This window comes from Parabacteroides sp. KHUB-03 (assembly GCF_056640975.1).
Window position 1 is genome coordinate 2,754,188 of the sequence record NZ_CM153257.1, and the last position, 22,265, is coordinate 2,776,452.

General features: G+C 37.3%; 23 protein-coding genes and 1 tRNA gene. 12 read left to right on the forward strand and 12 right to left on the reverse strand.

Annotated features, from left to right (window positions below; all coding sequences use genetic code 11):
- Positions 1-26 precede the first annotated feature (26 nt).
- From ACYIB7_RS11835 to ACYIB7_RS11855, 5 genes are all read right to left on the reverse strand, one after another.
- A complete protein-coding gene (locus ACYIB7_RS11835) occupies positions 27-518 on the reverse strand; it encodes a hypothetical protein (RefSeq protein ID WP_480337167.1) in 492 nt (163 codons plus the stop codon).
- A gap of 3 nt (positions 519-521) precedes the next feature.
- A complete protein-coding gene (locus ACYIB7_RS11840; protein ID WP_480337168.1) occupies positions 522-1,769 on the reverse strand; it encodes a 6-bladed beta-propeller in 1,248 nt (415 codons plus the stop codon).
- 209 nt (positions 1,770-1,978) lie between these two features.
- Positions 1,979-2,152, reverse strand: a complete 174-nt coding sequence (locus ACYIB7_RS11845; RefSeq protein WP_480337169.1) for a hypothetical protein — start codon at positions 2,150-2,152, stop codon at positions 1,979-1,981.
- A 99-nt stretch (positions 2,153-2,251) separates the two neighbouring features.
- Positions 2,252-3,532: a TIGR04157 family glycosyltransferase gene (locus ACYIB7_RS11850; protein WP_480337170.1), complete on the reverse strand. Its 1,281-nt coding sequence runs from the start codon at positions 3,530-3,532 to the stop codon at positions 2,252-2,254.
- A 68-nt stretch (positions 3,533-3,600) separates the two neighbouring features.
- A complete protein-coding gene (locus ACYIB7_RS11855; RefSeq protein ID WP_480337171.1) occupies positions 3,601-4,494 on the reverse strand; it encodes a hypothetical protein in 894 nt (297 codons plus the stop codon).
- Between the two features lie 358 nt (positions 4,495-4,852).
- Between ACYIB7_RS11855 and ACYIB7_RS11860 the strand changes: the two genes are divergently transcribed.
- From ACYIB7_RS11860 to ACYIB7_RS11870, 3 genes are read left to right on the forward strand one after another with little or no spacing between them, the layout of a single operon-like run.
- Positions 4,853-6,250 (forward strand): glycosyltransferase, encoded by a 1,398-nt coding sequence (locus ACYIB7_RS11860; RefSeq protein WP_480337172.1) that lies wholly within the window; start codon positions 4,853-4,855, stop codon positions 6,248-6,250.
- Positions 6,240-7,088, forward strand: a complete 849-nt coding sequence (locus ACYIB7_RS11865) for a glycosyltransferase family protein (RefSeq protein WP_103984279.1) — start codon at positions 6,240-6,242, stop codon at positions 7,086-7,088. Before ACYIB7_RS11860 ends, ACYIB7_RS11865 begins: the two co-directional genes overlap by 11 nt.
- Positions 7,089-7,094: 6 nt before the next feature.
- Positions 7,095-7,805, forward strand: coding sequence for a glycosyltransferase family 32 protein (locus tag ACYIB7_RS11870; protein ID WP_103984280.1), 711 nt, complete (start codon positions 7,095-7,097; stop codon positions 7,803-7,805).
- Between the two features lie 56 nt (positions 7,806-7,861).
- Here ACYIB7_RS11870 and ACYIB7_RS11875 read toward each other — a convergent pair whose 3' ends face one another.
- From ACYIB7_RS11875 to ACYIB7_RS11905, 7 genes are all read right to left on the reverse strand, one after another.
- Positions 7,862-8,347: a hypothetical protein gene (locus ACYIB7_RS11875; protein WP_103984281.1), complete on the reverse strand. Its 486-nt coding sequence runs from the start codon at positions 8,345-8,347 to the stop codon at positions 7,862-7,864.
- A 299-nt stretch (positions 8,348-8,646) separates the two neighbouring features.
- Entirely contained in the window at positions 8,647-9,063 is a 417-nt protein-coding gene (locus ACYIB7_RS11880; protein ID WP_103984282.1) for a radical SAM protein, read from the reverse strand.
- A 12-nt stretch (positions 9,064-9,075) separates the two neighbouring features.
- A complete protein-coding gene (locus ACYIB7_RS11885) occupies positions 9,076-10,188 on the reverse strand; it encodes a 6-bladed beta-propeller (protein ID WP_480338477.1) in 1,113 nt (370 codons plus the stop codon).
- An 84-nt stretch (positions 10,189-10,272) separates the two neighbouring features.
- Positions 10,273-10,509, reverse strand: a complete 237-nt coding sequence (locus tag ACYIB7_RS11890) for a TIGR04149 family rSAM-modified RiPP (RefSeq protein WP_103984311.1) — start codon at positions 10,507-10,509, stop codon at positions 10,273-10,275.
- Between the two features lie 101 nt (positions 10,510-10,610).
- The gene (locus ACYIB7_RS11895) at positions 10,611-11,255 is read right to left on the reverse strand and encodes a galactosyltransferase-related protein (protein WP_480337175.1); all 645 of its coding nucleotides are present in this window, start codon (positions 11,253-11,255) and stop codon (positions 10,611-10,613) included.
- A gap of 287 nt (positions 11,256-11,542) precedes the next feature.
- Positions 11,543-12,295 carry a helix-turn-helix transcriptional regulator gene (locus tag ACYIB7_RS11900; protein ID WP_103984286.1) on the reverse strand — a complete coding sequence of 251 codons (753 nt, stop codon included), beginning with the start codon at positions 12,293-12,295 and terminating at the stop codon, positions 11,543-11,545.
- Positions 12,296-12,393: 98 nt separating this feature from the next.
- A complete protein-coding gene (locus ACYIB7_RS11905) occupies positions 12,394-13,206 on the reverse strand; it encodes a radical SAM protein (protein ID WP_480337177.1) in 813 nt (270 codons plus the stop codon).
- 436 nt (positions 13,207-13,642) lie between these two features.
- On the opposite strand from ACYIB7_RS11905, the gene ACYIB7_RS11910 reads away from it, so the two are divergent.
- From ACYIB7_RS11910 to ACYIB7_RS11950, 9 genes are all read left to right on the forward strand, one after another.
- Positions 13,643-13,715: transfer RNA gene (locus tag ACYIB7_RS11910), tRNA-Trp, on the forward strand.
- A 216-nt stretch (positions 13,716-13,931) separates the two neighbouring features.
- Positions 13,932-15,518: an SUMF1/EgtB/PvdO family nonheme iron enzyme gene (locus ACYIB7_RS11915; RefSeq protein ID WP_103984288.1), complete on the forward strand. Its 1,587-nt coding sequence runs from the start codon at positions 13,932-13,934 to the stop codon at positions 15,516-15,518.
- Positions 15,519-15,554: 36 nt separating this feature from the next.
- Positions 15,555-16,937, forward strand: a complete 1,383-nt coding sequence (locus ACYIB7_RS11920; RefSeq protein ID WP_103984289.1) for a Gfo/Idh/MocA family oxidoreductase — start codon at positions 15,555-15,557, stop codon at positions 16,935-16,937.
- Between the two features lie 11 nt (positions 16,938-16,948).
- Positions 16,949-17,899: a sugar phosphate isomerase/epimerase family protein gene (locus tag ACYIB7_RS11925; protein ID WP_103984290.1), complete on the forward strand. Its 951-nt coding sequence runs from the start codon at positions 16,949-16,951 to the stop codon at positions 17,897-17,899.
- Between the two features lie 27 nt (positions 17,900-17,926).
- On the forward strand, positions 17,927-18,604 hold the full coding sequence (locus ACYIB7_RS11930; RefSeq protein ID WP_200817982.1) for a helix-turn-helix transcriptional regulator: 678 nt from the start codon (positions 17,927-17,929) through the stop codon (positions 18,602-18,604).
- Between the two features lie 14 nt (positions 18,605-18,618).
- Positions 18,619-19,194, forward strand: coding sequence for a response regulator transcription factor (locus ACYIB7_RS11935; protein WP_480337179.1), 576 nt, complete (start codon positions 18,619-18,621; stop codon positions 19,192-19,194).
- Positions 19,195-19,277: 83 nt separating this feature from the next.
- Entirely contained in the window at positions 19,278-21,608 is a 2,331-nt protein-coding gene (locus ACYIB7_RS11940; protein WP_480337181.1) for a TonB-dependent receptor, read from the forward strand.
- Between the two features lie 36 nt (positions 21,609-21,644).
- The gene (locus ACYIB7_RS11945; protein ID WP_103984294.1) at positions 21,645-22,034 is read left to right on the forward strand and encodes a putative signal transducing protein; all 390 of its coding nucleotides are present in this window, start codon (positions 21,645-21,647) and stop codon (positions 22,032-22,034) included.
- Positions 22,035-22,048: 14 nt separating this feature from the next.
- Positions 22,049-22,231 carry a hypothetical protein gene (locus ACYIB7_RS11950; protein ID WP_103984295.1) on the forward strand — a complete coding sequence of 61 codons (183 nt, stop codon included), beginning with the start codon at positions 22,049-22,051 and terminating at the stop codon, positions 22,229-22,231.
- The last annotated feature ends 34 nt before the right edge of the window (positions 22,232-22,265 follow it).

Here is a 22,265-nt window from a genome sequence, read left to right on the forward strand (position 1 = left end):
AATTGCATGATTATAGTAAACTCTTTTTATTTTAAACGGCATAAATTTGCTTTGCCGATCGCTATTTCATAGTTTGAAGGTGATGGACATAAATATTTATAAATACAGGTATTGCATGGCTCTACTTTATCACGGGTTTTACGCCAAAATGTGCCGGTTTTTAATTCTTGATATACAGATTTAAGTATTGTTTCATGACAAGTTCCTATTGGTTCTGAATTTACGTTTGAACAAACATCTCCATTTATCCTTCCGGTTACATACTTTTCGGTATTCAAAGAAGAAAAAAAGCCATTGCTTTTCAGAAACTCATATTTCTTTATATAGTAAAGGATATCCTCACGGGATAGGTCTGGATATAGCGAAAGAAGGCACATTTCATTATTTTCTGAACATTCCGATTCATCCAGAGATCTGATTGTTTCTATAACAGGATGAATATTCACTAAACATAAATTCTTCATATCGTAATAATATGAAAAATTATTTTTTGTCTTGAAATACACTGTAGAATTCATAGATCACTTTTTTAAATGTACAACAATCACAATCGGATTATCCTCCGAAAAATCTCTCCCTGCAAACCGGGAGAACCGAGGGTCTGTCTTTGCCTTTTCCTTTAGCCACTCCTCTTGTTCGTATGGCCAGAAAAAGTCGATCATCTTTTCTCCAACAAGTCCGCATCGCATAAAGAAGTTCGGATATCCTGTCAAATCATCTTTAATTTTTACGGTCGATTTTATTTTTTTCTTCTTTTTGTCATAACAAATTAAAATGGCAGGAGATGCTGGCACTTTTCTCAATGGACGAAAAGCGATTATCTCTCCGGCTGTTATAAATACATAATTATTACTTTCATATACATTCGACACCGAATATTTATGGTCCATAAGTTTTGCCAAAGGAGTATTATCCAGCTGGCCACCCTGGTAATCTTTAAAAGCTATATCAAACAATTCTTCAAATTTATACAAGGCATCGTCCGGAAGCTTCAATTCGTCGAACTTGATAATCCATCTCGGACTAAACTCCGCTCCGGAAACTTGGAAAACAGTATCTCTGAAATAGTTATAAAACAAAACATCCTCCTTGTAATTAGTCATAAAACGATCATAAGGTCCATCCCATGAAAGAAAGTGAGAAACTCTGTTTTTATGCCATGGCATCACAAAATGTTTAGATACGAACTCCAAATTCTTGTTCATCACAAAAACCGTATCCGGGAAATTGTATAATAGTAACTTGTCTTTTGATGAATTGAAAGCCACAGTATTAGCCAGATTCTTATTCGTTATTACGAACTCCGATTTGTTCACAGAATATAAAGAACGTTCCTTGCCTGTAAAAAAGCCCAGACTATCATATTCAATAACCTTATGTCCTTTTGTATAAAAATTATCCTCACAATACGTAATTTTACTTATTATTTCCGCCGGCTCTTCTCCCGGGCCTTGTCCCAAATTCCCGACTTTAAATAAGAATTTACCTGACCAGTCAAAACAATAGTTCAGATAAGCGATATAACGAGGGCTAAAAGAATAAAAAGGATAATTTCGTAACAGGCATTCATCTTTGGTTTCCAGTGGGATATAACTGACACTATCTGCCAACTCCGACAATAAGATTTCTTTTTGCGGGTTCAATAACGCTTTGGTTATCTCAATAGTAACAGGCATGTCTTCAGGCTCCACGCTTTCGGCAGAGCTTGTACTTTTGTCTTGACAAGAGATTAGCGCTAATATAAAGTATAAGAAGATTGCATTTTTCATATTATTTCGTTTTTAACAACAAACATTCAATGTGAAAAATCAGTATCTTACATCAAATTCTTCTCGTTTGTAAAAAATCAATAAAGACCCCAATCTATAAGATACTGATTCTATTTATCTCGCTAAAGGAAATCTTAATATTTTGGTCTTGTAGAAATTGATGTTTTCTTACTTGATCAAGTCTTTTACAGACCAAAGTATTTAATTTGTTAGCAAGTAGTTCCCCATGAAGTAGTGTATTTGTAAAATTCAGCTTGGCTATTTAAGCCTGTACTTCCATAATAATCTCCAGAGCATGCACAAGAACATTTGCCACTTTCTGTATTGGCTTGTTTATTATCCAAATGAGAAGCACAGTAATTACCACCATAAATTCGTCCCATTTCACGATCTTTGAGATTGGATTTGCTGAGTGCATTCAGCTTTAAACTTTCGAGTTTTTCATTTTTTGCGTTTTTAAAATTGTTTTCAAGTCTTTTGGGTTAATTCGGCATTTTGTAGAAAGGAGACTTTTTACCTTTAATACAAAATGTATATAATTGGTTGATGTTTTGTTTCATGCTTTCGTTCGTGTATCGTTGTGAATACAGCATCCTACTCTGTTTCGCATATTTATCCAGTGATGGCAACTGTATGAAGTTGTATAAAAAAGCAACCAGTTCTTCTATTGGAAAACTGACGCAGTCATTTTTCTCTTGTAAATGCACTTTATATCCATTTAAACCGTCTATTATCATTTCATCCAACCCCAACGAATCTGTGCCTATTATGGGTAAACTGTGCATCATCATCTCTATTGCAACGTAGCTGCATTGTTCATGCATAGAAGGTAACACTCCAATATCACTCATCTCATAAAACTCTGCAACTTGTTCAGGTAACAATCTGCCGCAAAAAGTAATCCGTTTCCAAATAGGATAACACAGCGGTAGGTATTCTTTGAATGAACCATCGCCAATTATATACAAATGAACACTTTGCGCACTTGCAACAATCTTTTTAAATGCCTCTATTAAATATTGTAGTCCCTTTATATGATCTAGCCGCCCAACAAACAGGATCATTTTTTCATTTCCAGGAATACCATATTTCTCCCGTAATTGCATTTTGTCCATTACCGTGTGATAATCGGTAAGACCATTATTAATTAACCATAATTTACAGGTTGGTATCTCGTAATAATCAATTAGAATCTGTTTGGCAAAATGTGATAAACAAATTATTTCATCGGCTAATTTAAATAACTGTTGTTCAAATTGTCCGGAGTATATAACTTCTTTCTCGAAGTCAGACAAGTCATTCACATTTTTGGATATAATACTTGAAAGCCGGGTTATATTGCTCTGCAAGGCGAAACACCAAGTAAAATAATGAATTGCCAGAATTATTTTACTTTCCATCCATTTACCTTTTAAGCATTCTGCCAAAAAATAATCTTGCGTGTAGTTTAAATGGAATATATGGGAATCGGCAGATGAAACATACTGTTCTAATTCTGATACCACATATTGGCAATATCTCTTCCTGTTTTCTTTTTGTTCCAAATCCAACTCTTTTCCTGCATAGTCAAGCAGTAATGGTATATCAATATATCGGACTCCATTATTTGTAGTCATTGTTGTTGCCTCCACATACGATCTTAAAGTCACCACTGTTATATTAAAGTCGCTAACAGCACATGCAGAAATCACACTCTGTATATACGTGCCAATTCCATAAACAGAAGCCCGTCCTTTTTCATCAAAGAGATATAATTGATTCATACCAACACGCTTTTATTTACTGATTATGATTATCCAACCAATGCCATGTGTTTATTTCATTTTGTAAATCAGGACTGTTCATCCGGCAAATTCTGATCAACTCTTTTTTTGCTTTTAAGTTTTGTTCCTGATTTGCAAAACAAGAGTTTTCTTTGCGGGGATGCCATAGATGATATACCTGCCCTCATGTATTGTTTACGGTTTACCAAAAAGACGCCTCCAACAGTCAGCATACCGAACATGGTAGATAAAACGGGGTGCTTATTCTCCAACAGTCTTATATCCGGATTTTCCCGATATTTACTACTTAGTTCTTCAGGGATGCTATAGCAACATCCATCAAACGGATATGATAATACATTACCATACTTACGTATCGCTTCTGCCGCCACATACAATTGATCCAGAGGTACGACTATATCAATATCCCAAATCGCAACAATTGGAGTTCCAGCTCTTTTTATCATCTCATTCCGATAATGCGTATGATGAAAAATCCGGTTATTGTCTTTGCAAAAAATATACTCTACATGATTATAATGTGTAATGTTGACTAATTGAGTTTCACCCGCCTCTAGGAGGATAAAGCGTGCATTTGTCCGGGATGTATAGAATTCGATCATTGTATATAAATTTTCCAATCTTTGAGTGCTGTCAATTCTGACAGGAATTAAGATGGTGAGATCATCCAGGTTTTTATTTGCAGAGATGCAAGATGCGTTTTCTTTGTAATACATGTTTTCAATCATACGATTCTGTAGCAACTCAGCCTGAGTATTACATATATATTGGATACCGGCACCAATACCTGCTAAACCTGTAGAAAAATTTGGATATTGCTTTGTGTCATAATCGGAAATAACAGATTCTATTATTCCAATAGCCTTATCCTGATTATCACCGGTAGACAATAATTGAATAGCATACGTTATTTGCGGGCAAATATTTAAAGGTTGTTCCATAACCATAGATATTATGAATCTAAAACTAACAACACGCACATAAACGCTTCTTGGCAAATATACGTTATTTTAATATAAATATAAGTCTAAATTCGAGAAATTATCCTTGATTTTTAAATATATAATTTGTTAACCAAATTAATATTTTTAATTATCTTTACAAAAAAAACAGATCATTTTTTTTGATACATGGTTATGAAATAGTTTTAGTAAACGAATCCTTCAATATTTCATAGTTATAATTTTATCGGATCATAGTTATAACTTTAGAAAATCATAGTTATGACTTCTTCTTTTGCATGAAGCTTTTGCGAAAAGCTGATATTTAGAATTGAATACCTTAAGCCATTAGAAAATTATGAATTGTAAAATTAGCATAAACATGTCTGTCGTTGTTCCGGTATATAATGTTGAAGAATATCTGCCGGCATGTATTGAATCTCTCCTGGATCAGGATATTTCCGTTGAAATCATTCTGATTAATGATGGTTCAACTGATGGTTCGGGAGTGATAGCCGATCAATATGCCAATCAAGACAAACGAATTAAAGTGATTCATCAGGAAAATGGAGGAGCCTCGGCTGCACGCAATGCGGGTTTGGAAATTGCACAAGGAGAATACATCGCTTTTATTGATAGTGATGACTGGGTAAAGCAAAATTCGTTAGGTGAATTATACAGAGAAGCCACTAAACATCAAGCCGATATGGTAATGGGCAATATGCTGTTTTATTATCAAGACGGTAGCTTAAGTAACCCCAGTAATCCTGTCCCTAAAGACATTTGTAATATTCTACTTTCCGGCAAAGATGGATTTGTAAAACTAGCAAAGGCCAACGTTTATTCATCCATGGCATGTAATTATATATATTGCAAGAAGTTTTTAGATAAAATACAGGCCAGGTTTGAGGAAGGTATTATGTGTGAAGATGAGTTGTGGAGTCCTGTCGTTTTTTATCAAGCTGAGAAGTTCCTGATTACTGATATTAATTTCTATTATTACCGTCAAAGGGAAGGATCTGTCATGCATGCATCGAGTCGCCGACAACGTATGAAAGCCTTGTTCCGGGTCGGCAATCGTTTAACAGAATTTGCCGGACACCTTGATTTTATGGGAGAAGACGGAGAGTTTAAAAATTGGTTATATGTTAATATATTTTGGATTTATTCTAAAGCATTCATGTTTCTTTCCCGGATAAAAGATACTTCATACGTAGTACCTCAGTATCACTTAGATCGTTTTTGGCGGGATTGTTGGGAAATGATGCCCGAACCGCAAAAAAGATGTAAATATTATTATGATCTTGCGATAGCAGGCTTACAAAGATATACGAATTGGTGTACTTCCGAAGGGGTGGCATCTGTCGCTTATCAAATTAAATCAGGAAAGAAACTGATGTTGATATACAATGCTGTACGCGGTGAAAATTTACATATAAAAAATGAAGTTATTCCGGCAAACTGGCTTATCACCACCGACCGACGCTATTTTCAACAAGCCGATGTTGTCGTGTTCTATCTTCCGGATTTAGCACAAGAGGTTGAAGGTGATTTAGACAAACCGGAAGATCAAATCTGGGTAGCCTGGCATTTGGAGGAGACAGAAAAGAACTATCCATGGGTTAATGATCCGGAATTTAAGGAGCTTTTCGACCTGCAAGTCTATTATCCTGAGGATGAAAAACAAGAAGAACATCCTGTGATTCAATTATGCCGTGCAATAAATAATAAACTAGATAAAAACTATGAATCTTAAATTCTGGCACCCACACAGAGGACCCGGCAACTTTGGTGACGAATTGAATGTTTCTCTTTTCAATCGTCTGTTTGGCTCTGTATTTGAAATGGAGAAATACAAAGATGTTGACTTCTACGGAATAGGAACCATCATCAGACCTGATGTTGGGCAACAAAATAAGTGTGCAATTTTTGGGTCGGGTGTTTGGGAAGTGGCACCGCGTTACGACAAGCAAAATTGGAATGTATTCTTTCTGCGAGGACCTGTTTCATCTAACATTCTGGGATATGGTGGAGAAAAGTTTATTACGGATGCAGCCTATTCGCTTTTATTGTTGGATGACATGATACCCAGGCTTCCTAAAAAACATCCGGTTTCCGTGATGCCGCACATGTTGCAAATGCAACTGGTTGATTGGAAGTATATTTCTGAACAAACAGGTGTAAACATAATTGACCCGTATGCACCAGTAGATTTTATAATGGAAGAAATAGCCACATCGGAGAAAATCATATCGGCAGCCATGCACGGAGCTATTGTTGCAGATATTTGCAGGGTACCTTGGGCTCGTTTGAAAATGGAACTTCTTACATTAGATGAAACATTTTTTATCAATGAACTGAAATGGAGAGACTGGTTGTATTCTATGGGACTATCGGAAAAAAGTGTTGCAGTTTGGAATACGCATACACAATCCAATCATGGAGAGTATGGCTATATTCAAGACATAGCAAACACTCTACAACGAGAAATAAAAAACGGGCATACATTCCAGTTATCTTCGGATATTATACTGGGGAATAAAATTAATTGTATTGCCAATGAAGCCGACAGGTTCTTAAATTACTACAAATAAACAATTATGAAAATACCCAAAATCATCCATCAAATCTATGATAATCCGGCAGGTGTTCCCGATATTCTGTCTGACGTATCGGAATCATGGAAAAAAGAACATCCTGCATGGAACTATCGTTTATGGGATCATGAAGCTATTCAAAAATTTCTGGAAGATAGTTGCCCTGAATTTATTCCGATTTATAAATCATTTCTTTGCAACAAACAAAGATGGGAGTTTATGCGTTATCTGATTTTATATCACGAAGGCGGCCTGTATGTTGACATGGATTACGAGTGTATTCAGCCTATGGACAGCCTTCTGGAAACACATTCCTGTTGTTTGGCTCTTGAACCGGCGGAGCATGCCGAACGATTTGGCAAACAAGAATTAATAGGAAATGCAATGCTGGCAGCCATTCCTCATCATCCTTTTTTTGAAAAGATAATTGAACAAATTATTCTTTCAGGCAACGGAAGAAAACAAACTATGACATGGCACGATACTCAAAATGCCGGAATCGAGATGATTAATAATTTGTATGAAGGATACGACTTCAAAGAAGAAATCACTTTACTCCCTGCAGATTTAGTAACACCTTTGTCTGCAAGAGAAATTTCTCTTTTATTGCTAAACAGGGAAACTCCGGAAATGGAGGATAAAGTGGAAAAAGCGTTTGCTGTACACTATTTCTTGGGGCAATGGAGGTTGAAATATGCGAGTGACATGGTTTAAGTCCATTCATTTGCGATCTTGTTTTTCAAAATGGCAAAGATTAGGCCGCCTCAATACTATTTCATAGTTTGAAGGTGAGGGACGTTGCTCCTGACCGGATAAATAGCTTGTTTAAAGTATTCATCATTTCCTTGTTCACTTCCATTCATGTAGAATGTCAACTCATGAAGATTTTGAAGAATTTTGCCTTTGAATCCAAGTTTTTGCTGTTCTTCATAATATTTTCTATTATCCTGAACTTTTAAAATTGGTTTCAAAGAAACCGGCCTTTTATTAAACTCTACGTTAAGCGACAGATATCCGGCCTGCATATCTATTAATGAATGAATCCATTGATTAATTTCATCATCGTTGATAGCTTCATCTGTTAATCCAACAGTATATAAATTTTCTGTTTCCAGTAGTTGATGGCATATTTCCTTAATTTTATCAGATACAGGGAAAAGAAATCTTTTTTTATTTCCGGCATTATAGACTAATCCTGTATTGTCTTTCAACCATAAAAAGGTATCACCGTATAATGTAAACCAATGTTTATTCATAATTCTACAATGTAAAACTAATTTCGTTTAATATTCTGTTGTAATAATGAGGATGCTCCCGGAGATAAGTGAAATTTTGCTCTTTCTCTTTATTGAATAGTTCCGGAGTATAGAAGTTGGGACAATCTGGATGTTGACTCCTTATGTTGTCAATATGATACATACATTGATAGCAAAATTTACTGGCAGCGCAATTAAGACATCGATCTGACACTTTTGATAAATAATAATTGTGTCGTTCTGCAACATATTTATGATCTAACTCTACAAAACTATCATGAACATAACCTACTTCAAAATCATGATCTATACGTTCGCAAGGTAATATGTTTATCCAGTAGCATTGCATTGGTCGTCATTGCATAGAAAATTTTTCGACTGACGATATTCGATTCTTCGATATAATTGATGATTTTTTTTATCAGAGGCATATTTAGTAATGGTTCACCTCCATAAAAACTCACAATAAGTGGTGAATTTGTTTCTGCTATATAGTTTTCTTTCCATAAACTAAGAAGATAGTCTATCATCAACTGAGCTTTCTTGAATGGTAAGTCCCGGTGTTTTCTTACATCGTATTTTTCGTATAGTCGTTCTGATAATCCGCAGTATTTGCATTTCAGATTACATTTTTCAGTAACCTCGAAAACTATATTTTTGAGATTAATCAAATTGTTTTTGATTACTTTTTCATCTATTAAGCCGATCGTTTTCATTATGCTTGTTTTTTATTGCTTGAATGTAAGAATCCTGACTACCGGATTATCATCTTCCAGAAGTTTCTTTGCAACTTTCTCGCCATTACCTTTCAATCGTTTACCTTTGTAAGCATCTATAACTGATGATGCCTGAATCAGTTCGGCAGCCATGTTTTTTGCAATGGCAGGTGTTCCATTTGGCCCACCCCATCTTCCTTGTCTCCAAGATTTCGTTTCATATTCTGTATCCCAAATAGATGCTTTATTTATTTCTCTGGTTCTAAAATCAAGCATAAACGAAGGAATTGGTCCTCCTCCTTTCGGATTAAAATCTAAAAGAAATGTACCTATCAGCATAAATTTGTCGGTTGTTAAAAAAGGAGTCCATATATTTCTGGGTTCATGGGCGTGGATTGATGGGGTACGGGTTAATAGAGGAATTAGTCCCTTGCTTGGAGATAGTTGATACAGTGTGTCGGATGATATATCTGCAATTATTATATCTGAACCATAATGCATATTATGAGAGTAAGAAATTACAAAAGATCTCCACATGTTATTCTCTAAATGTTGAGCAATTTTGTTTGAATATCTTTTCGAGAACTCTAAACTTAATACGGAAATCAAACTACCGTCTTTTTTGGACACAAGTCGGTAAGGTTTTTTTTTAGTCTTGTTCTCATGTCCGGGCTCTATAATTACTTCGTCATAGATAAGTAAAGATGTGTCATCATAGTTTAGAATTCGCATATCATTTTCAAACCCATTTATTTTTAAAGTTCGTTTGTATTCTCCCTTTAAAGAATAAACTTGTATGTATTGGGAACACACATAGATTTCCTCTTTTTTTTCATCTAAAATTGTCCCGTTTTTAATCCATGAATATTCCATGCCACTTTGACCTTTGTGGTTGAAGTGGGAGTATAGTTTTCCGGTGCTACGATCGAAAAGAAATATGTCGCCTAACTGAAGTTCGTGTACAAGGATATATTTATTGGTAACAGCAGAAAGCTTCGCTGCTCCACTCAATAAAATATCATCGGTTGTCTCCAATGGTATATATTCAATATCTGCCATGTCTTGAAGACACATCTTTTTTTGAGGATAATCTTTTGAAAAATCAAATACAGGCAAGTTACTCACCTTTGATTGGGAATTTACTACTTGGCTTCCCAATAAAAAAAAGGATATTAGTAAGCTGAAATGTCTTGTTTTCATAGTATTTTATTAAGCAATACATAAATATGACGCTCTCATAGCTGTGCTGTCTCTAGTAATAGTCCCCATCCCCATATCAGTTGAAGAATGTCCTGGTGTGATGGGACCTGTGCCGTCCCAACTAGTACAACCACAAGTAGAGCAAGTGCAATTGCATTGTGCCCCACCTTTTAAGATGTCCTGCTGTCTTGCATTTAACGCGTTTTCGCTAAGTTGACTTAATTTTAGTTTTTCAAGTTTTTTTATGTTCTTTGGATTTTAAATTAATACTCATTGAATGATACGTGATATGCGACAAAATTGAGCAAATAGAAAATATCATACAATAGGTGATTTCCCTATATTTTTCATTCGTGAAGTTTATTTGTCAGTTCTTCTTTTGTTGAATTCCAAGTTTTATAATATTCATTCATTATTTTGGCTTCATAATAATCTGACCTGATTTTCCCGTTTTGATCTCTAGGATGCGTAAGATGGAATAAAACGCTTCCAACTGCATTTCCTTTACTTGAACTGGAATATATTAAATCCATTTTGGATATATTCTTTTTCAAAAAATCGATATTTCTATGGAGCAAATAATGATTTCTAAGAATCTCGGAAGTATCGAAACATCTGCCGTCATACGGAAATGCAAAATCACAATTTCCTGTTCTGAGTTGATGTACCGCTTCTATAATTGGGGAATATTCCAAAATAATATCTGCCTCCCAGAGACCGATGATATCTGTATTTATCTGTTTTAGAATTGTATTCAGATGTTTGGTTCGGTGAAGTATCGGGTCTTTATCTTCTATAAATTGATAAGAGACGGTACTGCTGATCTGTCGTTTTAGTATTCCGTTGTTATAATACGAAGCTTCTACCACAAGGATATTGGTGTCAAAACCGGATTCCAGAATATCCAGAGCAAGCAGTAAATTCTCTAACCGGATTATCGAATCGATCCGGACAATAAAAATAAAAGTAGTGTCTTTCAATTCGTATTTCATAAGAAGTATTTTTTTATATGTAACAGTACCAGATGCGCTCCAGGAAAACCATCAAATAATCGGCTGTATTTACGAAAATAGAATTCTTTATTTTGTAGTGTATGCCATGCCTCCGAATTATTTATTCTGGCAAAGAATAATTGCGGGTTATAGTCAAAGCTATATTCCGGATTTTTCATTTGAATATATATGGAAGACAAGCCATTCGTTATATAGATATCTTGATTTCCATGTTCTTTATTTGAAAAAGAGAAAGATACACAATCCCATTTTTCCAGAGACTAAACCTATTGGATAGTTTCAGACTGAACAGAATAAGTATGATAGATCAGTCTGCGATTGGAAGCATATTGAATAGCTTGTTCTATGGTGTTTACTCCGAATTTGTCAAAAAGTGCACATCTTATGCTTTCTATTGTTTTATCAGATACACCCATTTTAACAGCCGTTTCTTTTAGTGAAAATCCTTGTTGGGCCCATACAAGCATTTCTTTTTGCCTTTTGCTCAATGGTGAAAATGGATAATGTGTCCATTCTTTTGTTTTAAAAGAGTAATTAGAGTGATCCAGATTCTTATAGTGTGCACATAGCTGATTATCTTGTTTTCGGATAACGGAAACGGATAGCATGCAAATTCCATATCGGAGTTGTTCATTCAACCATTGTGGTTTCAACTTTACGTATGTCATCAGATAATTGGACTTGTTGTCTGATGATAAAGAACTTTTCACTCGGAGTAAAAAAGAAAAATAATTGATTTGATCTGCGAGCCATTCATTATTATTCAGACTCTGTAAAACAATATTATATATCTTTATTCCAAAAGATATATCGTTCGGGTGAATTATATTTTTGAAAAAATCATAACCAAGATTTTTTGGTGTTTCTTGCGTGTAACCACATAAGATCAAGTCATGGTTTGGTATATATCGAAAATTCTTTTGCTCAAAATCAAGAATAACTAATGCTTCAGTTATCATGCTCGACAAAGTATCATATACAATAGACCATTCATTTGCGAAAATATTGGTTTGTTTCATGTCGCTTGATTTTTATAGTTTTATAAAACTATTTCACTCAGATGAAAGAGAGTTGGATAAGTTTGTTTTTGCCCGTATATAATAGAGCTACTGCCTAGTTAAGTCCATTCGTCCAAACTTCGCTTTGAGCGACCCCACTTTATTTCCAATTCCTGTGCATTCATATTGCAATATTTGCAGCAGGGTATCGGAGATGTTATCAACTTAATAAATTCGTCTTTTGACTGTGCTTTGTAAATATCGATATAATTTTCAGCGGACTCTGAAATTCCCAGATTAAAAAAGCGGTTTAAATGATGGAAATTGGCTGCATTATTACAGGGGAAGAACTTTCCATTATTTAATTGACAGCAAGAACCAAAAATTTCGCAGGCCGCGTGGGACAATTGATCATCGGCCAAGCCTGACAGATCATAAACATCTTTATGGAAATTTTTAGGAGCTTCTTCCGGCTCGATAAAAAGGTCTACACCTTCTATCATTGCTTTTTCTTTGAATGCTGAAAAATCCAATGAAATAGGATAATGACTAACACGGATGAACGTACCTGTTGCCCGACACGTTTCCCAGAATGATTTAGACTTATTAAGCAATAGCAATCCATTAGTCACCAGTTGTAAAGGCATATAGGGAAAATATTTCACAACGATTCTCATAAAATCATTCACTTGCGGATGTAACAGAGGTTCTCCACCCAATAGGGTTATCATCTGGATATCATTCCTATCAAATAGTTGCGCCATTCTCGCCATATCTTTTTCAAACGCTCCAATTTCTAAAAACTCTTCATCAGCCAAAGGCGAAAAATGAGAACAACCCTTACAATTCAAATTACAATGTTCTGTCAAATGTATTTCGAACCTAAACCCAGAGGTTCTGATGGCTTCTAATTTATTTTGATAATCAGACATAAGATAATTGATAAATTAATTTATAAAATCAGATATATGCATTGGCTAACCTTATGATAAAAATCTCAATCAGATATGTATCTTTAGATAACTAGAGCATAGTGTGTAAATATCATAATTTTAATTCAATATTAACAACAATTTATCCATTAAATGGCAGAATTCACCACTAATATTAGTTAAAAAAGCAGACAAATACCTGATAAGAAACTAATGATTATAAGTCTACTTGATTTTCACCATAAAGCCCTCAAAATACAAGCTCAAGGCTAAATACGTTTCCATGTCATAGATTAAATAATTACAAAACACAAAATACAGAAAATTATAAGATATATTTAAAGCCAAATGGTATTCATCCGATAAAAATTACCCTAAAACATACGACACCCCTTGCATATTAAAAATATTAAACTACTTTTGCACCCGCAACGATACGGAAGTAGCTCAGTTGGTAGAGCACTGGTCTCCAAAACCAGGTGTCGGGAGTTCGAGCCTCTCCTTCCGTGCAAATTAACGATAGTAAAAAATTTACTATCGTTTTTTGTTTTACAAAGTATCTGTCATGTTGCACCTTTATTTCCGATATAAAAAAAATCTAATTTCGAGATATAATTCGTTAAATAGAAGCCATACCCTTTCATTTTTATAAATGAATATGCTACTTTTATTGCCGATTTTAAATCTAATTTAAGACTTACAATTTAAGAATACCATAAAAACAAATGACGGACAATAGATTTGCGAAACGCTACTCTTCCGACAAAAAGAGAAGTTTTTTCAAAGGAAAAAGCTTTATCTTACTGTTGGGAATACTTTTTGGAGCAGGAATAATGATTGCTGCCTATAAAACTTCAGTATACTTCTCTACAGACGAATCATGTATGATATGCCATGTTCATCCGCATGTAGAAACTAGCTGGAAATTATCGAAACACGTAAATAACAGAAGTGGAGTCAAAACACATTGTGTTGCATGCCATCTTCCGCCACAGAACAACACGTGGGCTCATTACTCAGCCAAAGCAAAATTAGGATTGACAGATGTATGGTCTTACCTGACTAAAGATAGTGCTGATTTTAATTGGGACAGCAAATCAGAACTTGAACATGCAGTAAAATACATTCCGAACGAATCATGTAAAGAATGCCATCAAAATCTTTTCCCTGAAGGTATTTCTAACGATGGAGTAACTGCCCATCTTTATTATGATGAAAATGAAAAGAAGCTGAACCTGCAATGTATCAGTTGTCACCTGGATGCAGGACACTATAATCCGAACTATGTTCACTCCAAACTGACAGGCATACCGGGAGCTGACAAGGTTTCAGCAAGCGATTCAAGCAAGTTTTTCACTGATACAGTCAGACTGACCTCATTCAGTAACTATACCGAACAAATTCCGGGTACCGCCGTTTCATTCAAAATGATCGCGATCCCAGGCGGTACATTTGAAATGGGAAGCACTGAGAAAGAACCGTTCCACAAAGCCGACGAAGCTCCGGTTCGTAATATAACGCTAAGCCCGTTCTTTATGGCGGAAGTGGAAGTAACCTGGGATCAGTACTGGGCATTTTATGGCAATACCATGAGTGAAGGACGTACACCACCCGAAAAAATATATGCTAATAATAGTAATCCGAATGTAGATGCAATATCCGGACCTACTCCTCCTTTCGGTTTCCCGGATCAAGGTTGGGGAGGAGGCGACCGTCCGGCTATCACCATGACCCATTATGCTGCAGAAACATTCTGCCAATGGCTATCTAAAAAGACTGGAAAAAAATATCGCCTACCTACTGAGGCTGAATGGGAATATGCAGCCCGTGGAGGAACAGAAACTCCTTATTTCTTTGCAGGTAATCCAAAAGATTTCTCCGATCAGGGTTTTTGGCGTAAGTTCTTTGACGCAAAAACAGATAGTATAAGTTCATACGTGATTTACAGCAAAAACAGCCGTAATAAGACGCAGGAACCTGCTTTAGTATTACCGAATGCATTCGGCCTGAAAAATATGTTGGGAAATGTAATGGAATATTGTGCCGATAAATATAATCCGGAAGCATATAGTAAGAGCAGTGTAAATGAAAAAAATCCGCTCGTTACGGAAGGTACAGAATGGGTGGTACGTGGTGGCAACTATACCTCTGATGCTGCAGACGTACGTTGTGCAGCCCGCGATCATACAAAACACGATGCCTGGTTGAAAACAGACCCACAACAGCCTAAGAGTATCTGGTGGTATTCTGACATTCGTGGTATTGGTTTCCGCGTAGTTTGTGAACCGGACGCCTCTTTAGGTGCTAAATAAAAGAAAAATCAATCTTAAAAGACTTTATAGAAAATCATGAAAAAAGAAAACAGTATCAGTAGAAGATCATTCCTTAAAAGCTCTGCACTTGCAAGTGCACTAGGAGCCGTAGGAACAGGCAGTGCAGCAAGTGTTATTTTAACCTCTTGTGGTGGCGAAAAAACCAATGCACCGAAACCTCTGAAAGAGGCAGGAACCTATTATATTCCCGAATTACCAGACATGGCAGCTGACGGAAAAGAGTTGAAAGCCGGTATTATCGGTTGCGGAGGCCGCGGATCAGGTGCAACATTTAACTTCCTAAACGCAGCTAACGGAGTAACAGTCGTAGCATTAGGCGATACTTTCCAGGAAAAAGTAGACAATCTGGCAAAGAAACTGAAAGACGAAAAAGGCATCGACATACCTGCAGACAAACGTTTTGTTGGATTAGACGCATACAAGCAAGTAATAGATAGCGGCGTGGATGTAGTGATCATAGCCACTCCTCCTGTTTTCCGTCCGGTGCATTTCCAATATGCAGTTGAAAAAGGTAAGCATGCTTTCCTGGAAAAACCTATATGTGTAGACCCTGTAGGTTATCGTACCATCATGGCTACGGCTAAACAAGCAGCAGCCAAGAACCTTTGCGTTGTAACCGGAACACAACGTCACCACCAACGCAGCTACGTAGAATCCTACAAAAAGATCATGGAAGGTCTGATCGGCGAAATCACGGGTGGAACTGTTTACTGGAATCAGAATATGCTCTGGTATCGCGATCGTCAACCAGGCTGGAACGACTGCGAATATATGATCAAAGATTGGGTAAACTGGAAATGGCTATCGGGCGATCATATTGTAGAACAGCATGTACATAATATAGATGTATTTACTTGGTTCAGCGGACTAAAACCGGTAAAAGCTGTAGGTTTTGGTTCACGTCAACGTCGTGTTACAGGCGATCAATATGACAATTTCAGTATCGACTTTACCATGGAGAATGGCATCCATCTACACAGTATGTCACGCCAGATAGATGGTTGTGCTAACAACGTAAGCGAATTTATTCAAGGTACACGCGGTTCATGGGACAGCAGCACAATGGAGATCAAAGATTTGGCTGGTAATGTAATCTGGAAATATGATAGTGAAGCCGAAAAAGCTAACTTCAAACAATGTGATCCTTATACCCTGGAACATGTAAACTGGATAAATACGATTCGTGCCGGCAAACTTATCGAACAAGCTTCGGAAACAGCCATATCCAACATGGCAGCCATTATGGGACGCGAATCGGCCTACAGTGGTGAAGCTATAACCTGGGAAACGATGACAGCCTCGGCTCTCGATTATACCCCGAAAGATTTGAACCTCGGCAAAATGGATATGAGTGGCTTTACTGTTCCTGTTCCAGGCAAACCTCAGGATAAAAAATAAACGATAAGTATATGACATTCAGCAGAAGAAACTTTTTAAGGACTACCCTATCAGGCGCAGCTCTTGCAGTGGGTAGTACAACGATTGCAGCTTGTTCATCAAAGTCCGGCCAGCAAACAGCGACACTGGCAGGTGAAAAAAAGGCATGTAGCCTAAATGATAAAAAAGCAGAGCTAAAAATATCTTTCCAGGAGGGTACGGCTCCCGGCGAAAGCTTGAATGAGAAGCTAGACTACATGGAGAAACTAGGGGTCGTTGGTTTCGAACCCGGTGGCAGAGGCCTCGGCGAACGCGTAAAAGAGATCAAAGACGCTTTGAACGGACGCAATATCAAGGTCAGTGCAATTTGTGCCGGTTTTGACGGTTTTATCCTTTCTACTGATCCAGCCATCCGCAAGCAATGCATGGACACAATGAAAGAAATTATTACTGCTGCCGGCGAATTAGGTTCGACAGGTGTAATCATCGTACCAGCATTTAATGGGCAAGTTCCCGTGTTGCCCCACACTATGGAGACACGCGACTTCCTTTGCGAACAATTTAATGAAATGGGAACATTTGCCGCTCAAAACGGAACAACGGTCATATTTGAACCTTTAAACCGCAAAGAATGTTTCTATCTCCGTCAGGTAGCTGATGCGGCATCTATTTGTCGCGACATCAACAATCCGGGTGTACGCTGTATGGGCGACTTCTGGCACATGACATGGGAAGAACCATCGGACATGGGAGCTTTTATTAGTGCAGGAGATTATCTGCAACATGTACATGTGGCCAGCCGTAAACGTCGTAGTATGCCGGGCGAAGATGGGGATGCCGACAATTATATAAACGGCTTCAAAGGCTTAAAAATGATTGGCTATGATAAATATGTAAGTTTTGAATGTGGCTGCCAGGGCAAACGTGAAACGGTAGTACCTGCCGCAGTAAAACTGCTACGCGAACAATGGGAACAGGCTTAATACAATATGGCATTAGTTTATCCTAATATGCAATTAAGTGAGGTGGTGCAAGAGCATCCCTCACTTATTCCTGTTATCAACCGTTTCGAGATCCGTCTCGGATTGGGGGACAGGTCCGTGAGCGCTATTTGTAATGAGTATACTCTGGATACGGACTTCTTTCTGACTGTCATTAACACCTTTCTCAATGAAGAGTATTTTCCGGAAAAGAAACTTCGGACCTTCCATACTTCACAGATTATTGACTATCTGACAAAAACCAATCAATATTACCAACGTTACCAACTACCCAATATAGAACGCCATCTCGGTTCATTCATCTCCATGAGTACACCGGGTAACAATACTCTTAACCTTATTGGTAAGTTTTTCTCCTCATTTAAGGAAGAACTGACTACACGAATCAGAAAAGATGAACAAGTATGGTTCCCCTATTGTCTTTCATTAAGCGAGAAACTCCATTCCGGACCAAAGGAAGAGCTACTATTAAATTCCAGCCAACCGGAAGAAGATACCATCGAAGAATTGCTGGCAGACTTGAAAAGCATTATGATCAAGCACTTATCCGGCGAATATGATGAGAACCTATGTTATGCTGTAATTTTTGCTGTCAGTAGTCTGGAAAAAGACATAAAACAACACAACCGGATACGCTATCGCATCCTCATGCCAATGGTTTCGGCGATGGAGAAACTCTGTATTTAACGCTTTGTTTCAAAATGCACAGAAACAAACAAATAGCAATTATTTTGCCCGACACATTGCAAAGTCTGGGACTCTACAGCTTGCTGAACGAATACTTTCCTCCAGTGGAAGTGAACATCTTCCCTTCCTTTGACGTTTTCTGTGCAGGGGGGAACGATTTATTTGATTACTATTTTGTACAACCTGAAACCTTTACATTCAACACCGATTTCTTTCTTCCCCGCAGAAGCAAAACAATCATCTTAACAGACGGAATAGAAGAAATGCGCTGTCAACAGTCTTTAAACCACCTCATGACAAAAGCTTCACAAGAAACAATCATCGAACAATTACAACAATACCTGGTAACCGACACCCCCAATACTTCTTCCGGCGACAACAACAAAGAATTATCTTCCCGCGAAACAGATGTACTTCAACTCATTGCCTACGGTATTACAAACAAAGAGATTGCCGATAAATTAAACATCAGCCTTAACACAGTACTCACCCACCGTAAAAATATCACTGCAAAACTTGGCATTAAAACAGTTTCCGGCCTTACTTTCTATGCTATCATGAATGGAATCGTATCCGGAGAAGAATTTTAAAAATCACTACATCTAGTGATTGCCCATCCCACTCTTTTCCATTTTCTTTGCAAACAAAATAATTACTAACAAAAGGAATTTGCATGAAACAACACTACCTGTCTGCACTGGCGGTTCTTACTTTATTGGCTGTACAAACAGTTACAGCCGAAGAAGTACACAACAACGACACTATCAAAACATACAACTTAAATGACGTAGTGATTACTTCATCCACCAAAGAAACAAACAATCTACGCACACTACCCGGTTCTGTCTCCATTCTGTCTCCTCAACAAATTGCAGGAAGACAAATCGAAGCACTAAAAGATATCAGTTCATTCGTTCCAAATCTTTATATGCCCGACTACGGGGCAAAGCTAACTTCTGCTATATATATTCGTGGAATTGGAGCCCGAAGTAGCGGACAATCCGTAGGCCTTTATGTAGATAACGTCCCATATCTGGATAAAAGTACATTCGATTTTGACCTGACAGATATACAGCGTATCGAAGTATTACGTGGTCCTCAGGGCACATTATATGGCAGAAATGCTATGGGAGGCATTATAAATGTGTATACCATCTCTCCTTTTGATTTTCAGGGAAAGAAACTATCTGTTGCTGCCGGAAGCTACGGACAATATACAATCAAAGCATCTCACTATGGAAAATTAAGTAACACAATAGGATTTACAGCCGGTGTTTACTACGACCATAACGATGGATTCTATACAAACGAATACACAGGGAAGCGTGTAGACAAAGGAGACGTGGCAGGTGGTCGCATCAAATTGGAAGGCCGTTTCACCCCCAACTTCCGCATAGTTTACTCCTTATCCGCTGACTATACCAATCAGGGCGCTTTTGCCTACGGACTTTACAATAAAGAAACAGGAAAAATTGAACCCGTACGTTTTAATGATCCCAGTTCATATAAACGGACAATGGTCAATAACAATCTTTCCTTGGAATATAAAACCGACAAATTCGTATTTAGCAGTACTACAGGATATCAGTACTTCAAAGATGACATGAAAATGGATCAGGACTTCGACACCTTATCCATGTTTACCCTGAATCAGAAACAAAAACAAAATGCCGTTAGTCAGGAAATAGCCTTTAAGAGCAATACAAAAAAAGACTACCAATGGTCTTTCGGTCTATATGGTTTTTATGATGCATTGCATACGGAAGGGCCTGTAAACTTCAAGGAAGACGGCATCAAAAATATCTTACAGAAAACATTTGACGATTTGAAAGAACAAAACCCCAAAATGCCCCAACTTGTTGTAATGGATGAAAACCTGCTTATTCCCGGATCATTCGACACGCCTTCTTACGGGGTAGCTTTATTCCACCAGTCTACTTACAATAATCTGTTTGTAAAAGGTTTGTCCATTACGGCAGGCATACGTCTGGATTATGAAAAGCAAAAAATGACATACAACTCGGAAGCCAGGATGAAGATGGGAGTCAGTTTTAACGGAAGTCCGGCTATGGAACTAGATAAATTCTTTCCATATCCAACATCAAAAATAGACGAAAGCATATCACAAGACTTCTGGCAGGTATTGCCCAAAGTATCCCTTAAATATGAATGCACTCCTACTACATTCACTTATCTATCGGTTGCCAAAGGATATAAAACAGGAGGATACAATGTGCAAATGTCTGCCGATGTAATGAAGAGCCAGATGCAATACGACATGATGAAAGCTGTTGAAAGCATGTTGCCTTTTCCTATAAAAGAACCATTGCCACTGGATGAAGTATCGGCTTACAAACCGGAATATAGTTGGAACTACGAAGCTGGAATCCGCAGCGAATTGATTAACGGACGCCTGAGTGCCGAATTCACATTATTCTATATGGATATACGCGACCTTCAACTGACCAAGTTCGTTGATAGCGGAAACGGACGTATTCTGACAAACGCAGGAAAAGCACGGAGCGTCGGTACGGAAATATCATTACGTGCCCGTCTGACCGGCAATCTGACGGCCGATGTAAATTATGGTTTTACACGTGCTACATTCCGCAATTATATCAGTGAAAAGAAAGCAAATTCAGAAATTATTTCTACTGACTGTAAAGGAAATTTCATTCCATACACTCCGAGGCACACATTAAATATCGGAGTCCAATATACAAAACTGATACAAAACTGTTGGTTGGACCAGTTTACTGTTTCTGCTCAATTCTGCGGGACAGGTAAAATATTTTGGACCGAATATAATGATATCACACAAAACTTCTATGGAACCCTTAATGCTAAAGCTGGTGTTCGTAAAGGAATCGTCAATGTAAATCTGTGGAGCCGTAATATTACAAATACAGATTATGCCGCATTCTATTTTGAATCATTAGATCGTCCGTTTGTCCAGAAAGGTAAACCATTCCAGATCGGAGCAGAAATAGCTATTGCATTCTAGCGAAAAACGGCTATCTTTGTACAAAACGACACAGTTATGGATAAAATGGTGGAAATAGCAAGGTTCACATATCCTGCAGAAGCACAAACATTAATATCTCTTCTCCGGGCTGAGGGCATCGAATGTTATCTACGAAATGAAATCAGTAGCCAGGTTATGGCTGGCTATATAGATATAGGTGGCGCCAGACTGGAAATCCTGGAGAAGGATTTACCTCGTGCTCTAGAAATTATGGAGGAAGGAGGATATGTGTCCCAAGAAGAAACAAATGAGGATGAACCGATTGAACAAGTGGCGGGTTTAGCACAACATATACCATTCCTGTGTAAATATTCACTCGAAAAACAAATCATTATTTTATTTGTAATAGTTGCCATATTCCTCGCGCTTGTTATCTACTTTGGTTCTCTGGCATCTTCCAACTAAACAAAATGTACGCAATGGCTCGCAGAAAGATCACAAATAGTCAGATTGTATGCATAACACTCTTATGGGGAGTTTTATGTTATATATTACTTGCATACAGCAAAACAATAAACTTTGATATCATATTCACATTAGTAGCATCCGCTATCATAGTATTTGTTCCTATCTATAAAAACGTAAAGCGCAGAAACGAATAACATTTAGTCAGTTTTACGCCTCCAAAATATCTAA

What these genes read in the sequence shown, in the direction of transcription:
- ACYIB7_RS11850 (WP_480337170.1), bottom strand. Translation starts at nt 3,532, where the DNA reads ATGAATCAATTATATCTCTTTGATGAAAAAGGACGGGCTTCTGTTTAT.
- ACYIB7_RS11870 (WP_103984280.1), top strand. Translation starts at nt 7,095, where the DNA reads ATGAAAATACCCAAAATCATCCATCAAATCTATGATAATCCGGCAGGT.
- ACYIB7_RS11895 (WP_480337175.1), bottom strand. Translation starts at nt 11,255, where the DNA reads ATGAAATACGAATTGAAAGACACTACTTTTATTTTTATTGTCCGGATC.
- ACYIB7_RS11840 (WP_480337168.1), bottom strand. Translation starts at nt 1,769, where the DNA reads ATGAAAAATGCAATCTTCTTATACTTTATATTAGCGCTAATCTCTTGT.
- ACYIB7_RS11845 (WP_480337169.1), bottom strand. Translation starts at nt 2,152, where the DNA reads ATGGGACGAATTTATGGTGGTAATTACTGTGCTTCTCATTTGGATAAT.
- ACYIB7_RS11930 (WP_200817982.1), top strand. Translation starts at nt 17,927, where the DNA reads ATGCAATTAAGTGAGGTGGTGCAAGAGCATCCCTCACTTATTCCTGTT.
- ACYIB7_RS11855 (WP_480337171.1), bottom strand. Translation starts at nt 4,494, where the DNA reads ATGGAACAACCTTTAAATATTTGCCCGCAAATAACGTATGCTATTCAA.
- ACYIB7_RS11880 (WP_103984282.1), bottom strand. Translation starts at nt 9,063, where the DNA reads ATGAAAACGATCGGCTTAATAGATGAAAAAGTAATCAAAAACAATTTG.
- ACYIB7_RS11860 (WP_480337172.1), top strand. Translation starts at nt 4,853, where the DNA reads ATGAATTGTAAAATTAGCATAAACATGTCTGTCGTTGTTCCGGTATAT.
- ACYIB7_RS11865 (WP_103984279.1), top strand. Translation starts at nt 6,240, where the DNA reads ATGAATCTTAAATTCTGGCACCCACACAGAGGACCCGGCAACTTTGGT.
- ACYIB7_RS11950 (WP_103984295.1), top strand. Translation starts at nt 22,049, where the DNA reads ATGGCTCGCAGAAAGATCACAAATAGTCAGATTGTATGCATAACACTC.
- ACYIB7_RS11905 (WP_480337177.1), bottom strand. Translation starts at nt 13,206, where the DNA reads ATGTCTGATTATCAAAATAAATTAGAAGCCATCAGAACCTCTGGGTTT.
- ACYIB7_RS11935 (WP_480337179.1), top strand. Translation starts at nt 18,619, where the DNA reads ATGCACAGAAACAAACAAATAGCAATTATTTTGCCCGACACATTGCAA.
- ACYIB7_RS11915 (WP_103984288.1), top strand. Translation starts at nt 13,932, where the DNA reads ATGACGGACAATAGATTTGCGAAACGCTACTCTTCCGACAAAAAGAGA.
- ACYIB7_RS11900 (WP_103984286.1), bottom strand. Translation starts at nt 12,295, where the DNA reads ATGAAACAAACCAATATTTTCGCAAATGAATGGTCTATTGTATATGAT.
- ACYIB7_RS11945 (WP_103984294.1), top strand. Translation starts at nt 21,645, where the DNA reads ATGGATAAAATGGTGGAAATAGCAAGGTTCACATATCCTGCAGAAGCA.
- ACYIB7_RS11835 (WP_480337167.1), bottom strand. Translation starts at nt 518, where the DNA reads ATGAATTCTACAGTGTATTTCAAGACAAAAAATAATTTTTCATATTAT.
- ACYIB7_RS11875 (WP_103984281.1), bottom strand. Translation starts at nt 8,347, where the DNA reads ATGAATAAACATTGGTTTACATTATACGGTGATACCTTTTTATGGTTG.
- ACYIB7_RS11925 (WP_103984290.1), top strand. Translation starts at nt 16,949, where the DNA reads ATGACATTCAGCAGAAGAAACTTTTTAAGGACTACCCTATCAGGCGCA.
- ACYIB7_RS11920 (WP_103984289.1), top strand. Translation starts at nt 15,555, where the DNA reads ATGAAAAAAGAAAACAGTATCAGTAGAAGATCATTCCTTAAAAGCTCT.
- ACYIB7_RS11940 (WP_480337181.1), top strand. Translation starts at nt 19,278, where the DNA reads ATGAAACAACACTACCTGTCTGCACTGGCGGTTCTTACTTTATTGGCT.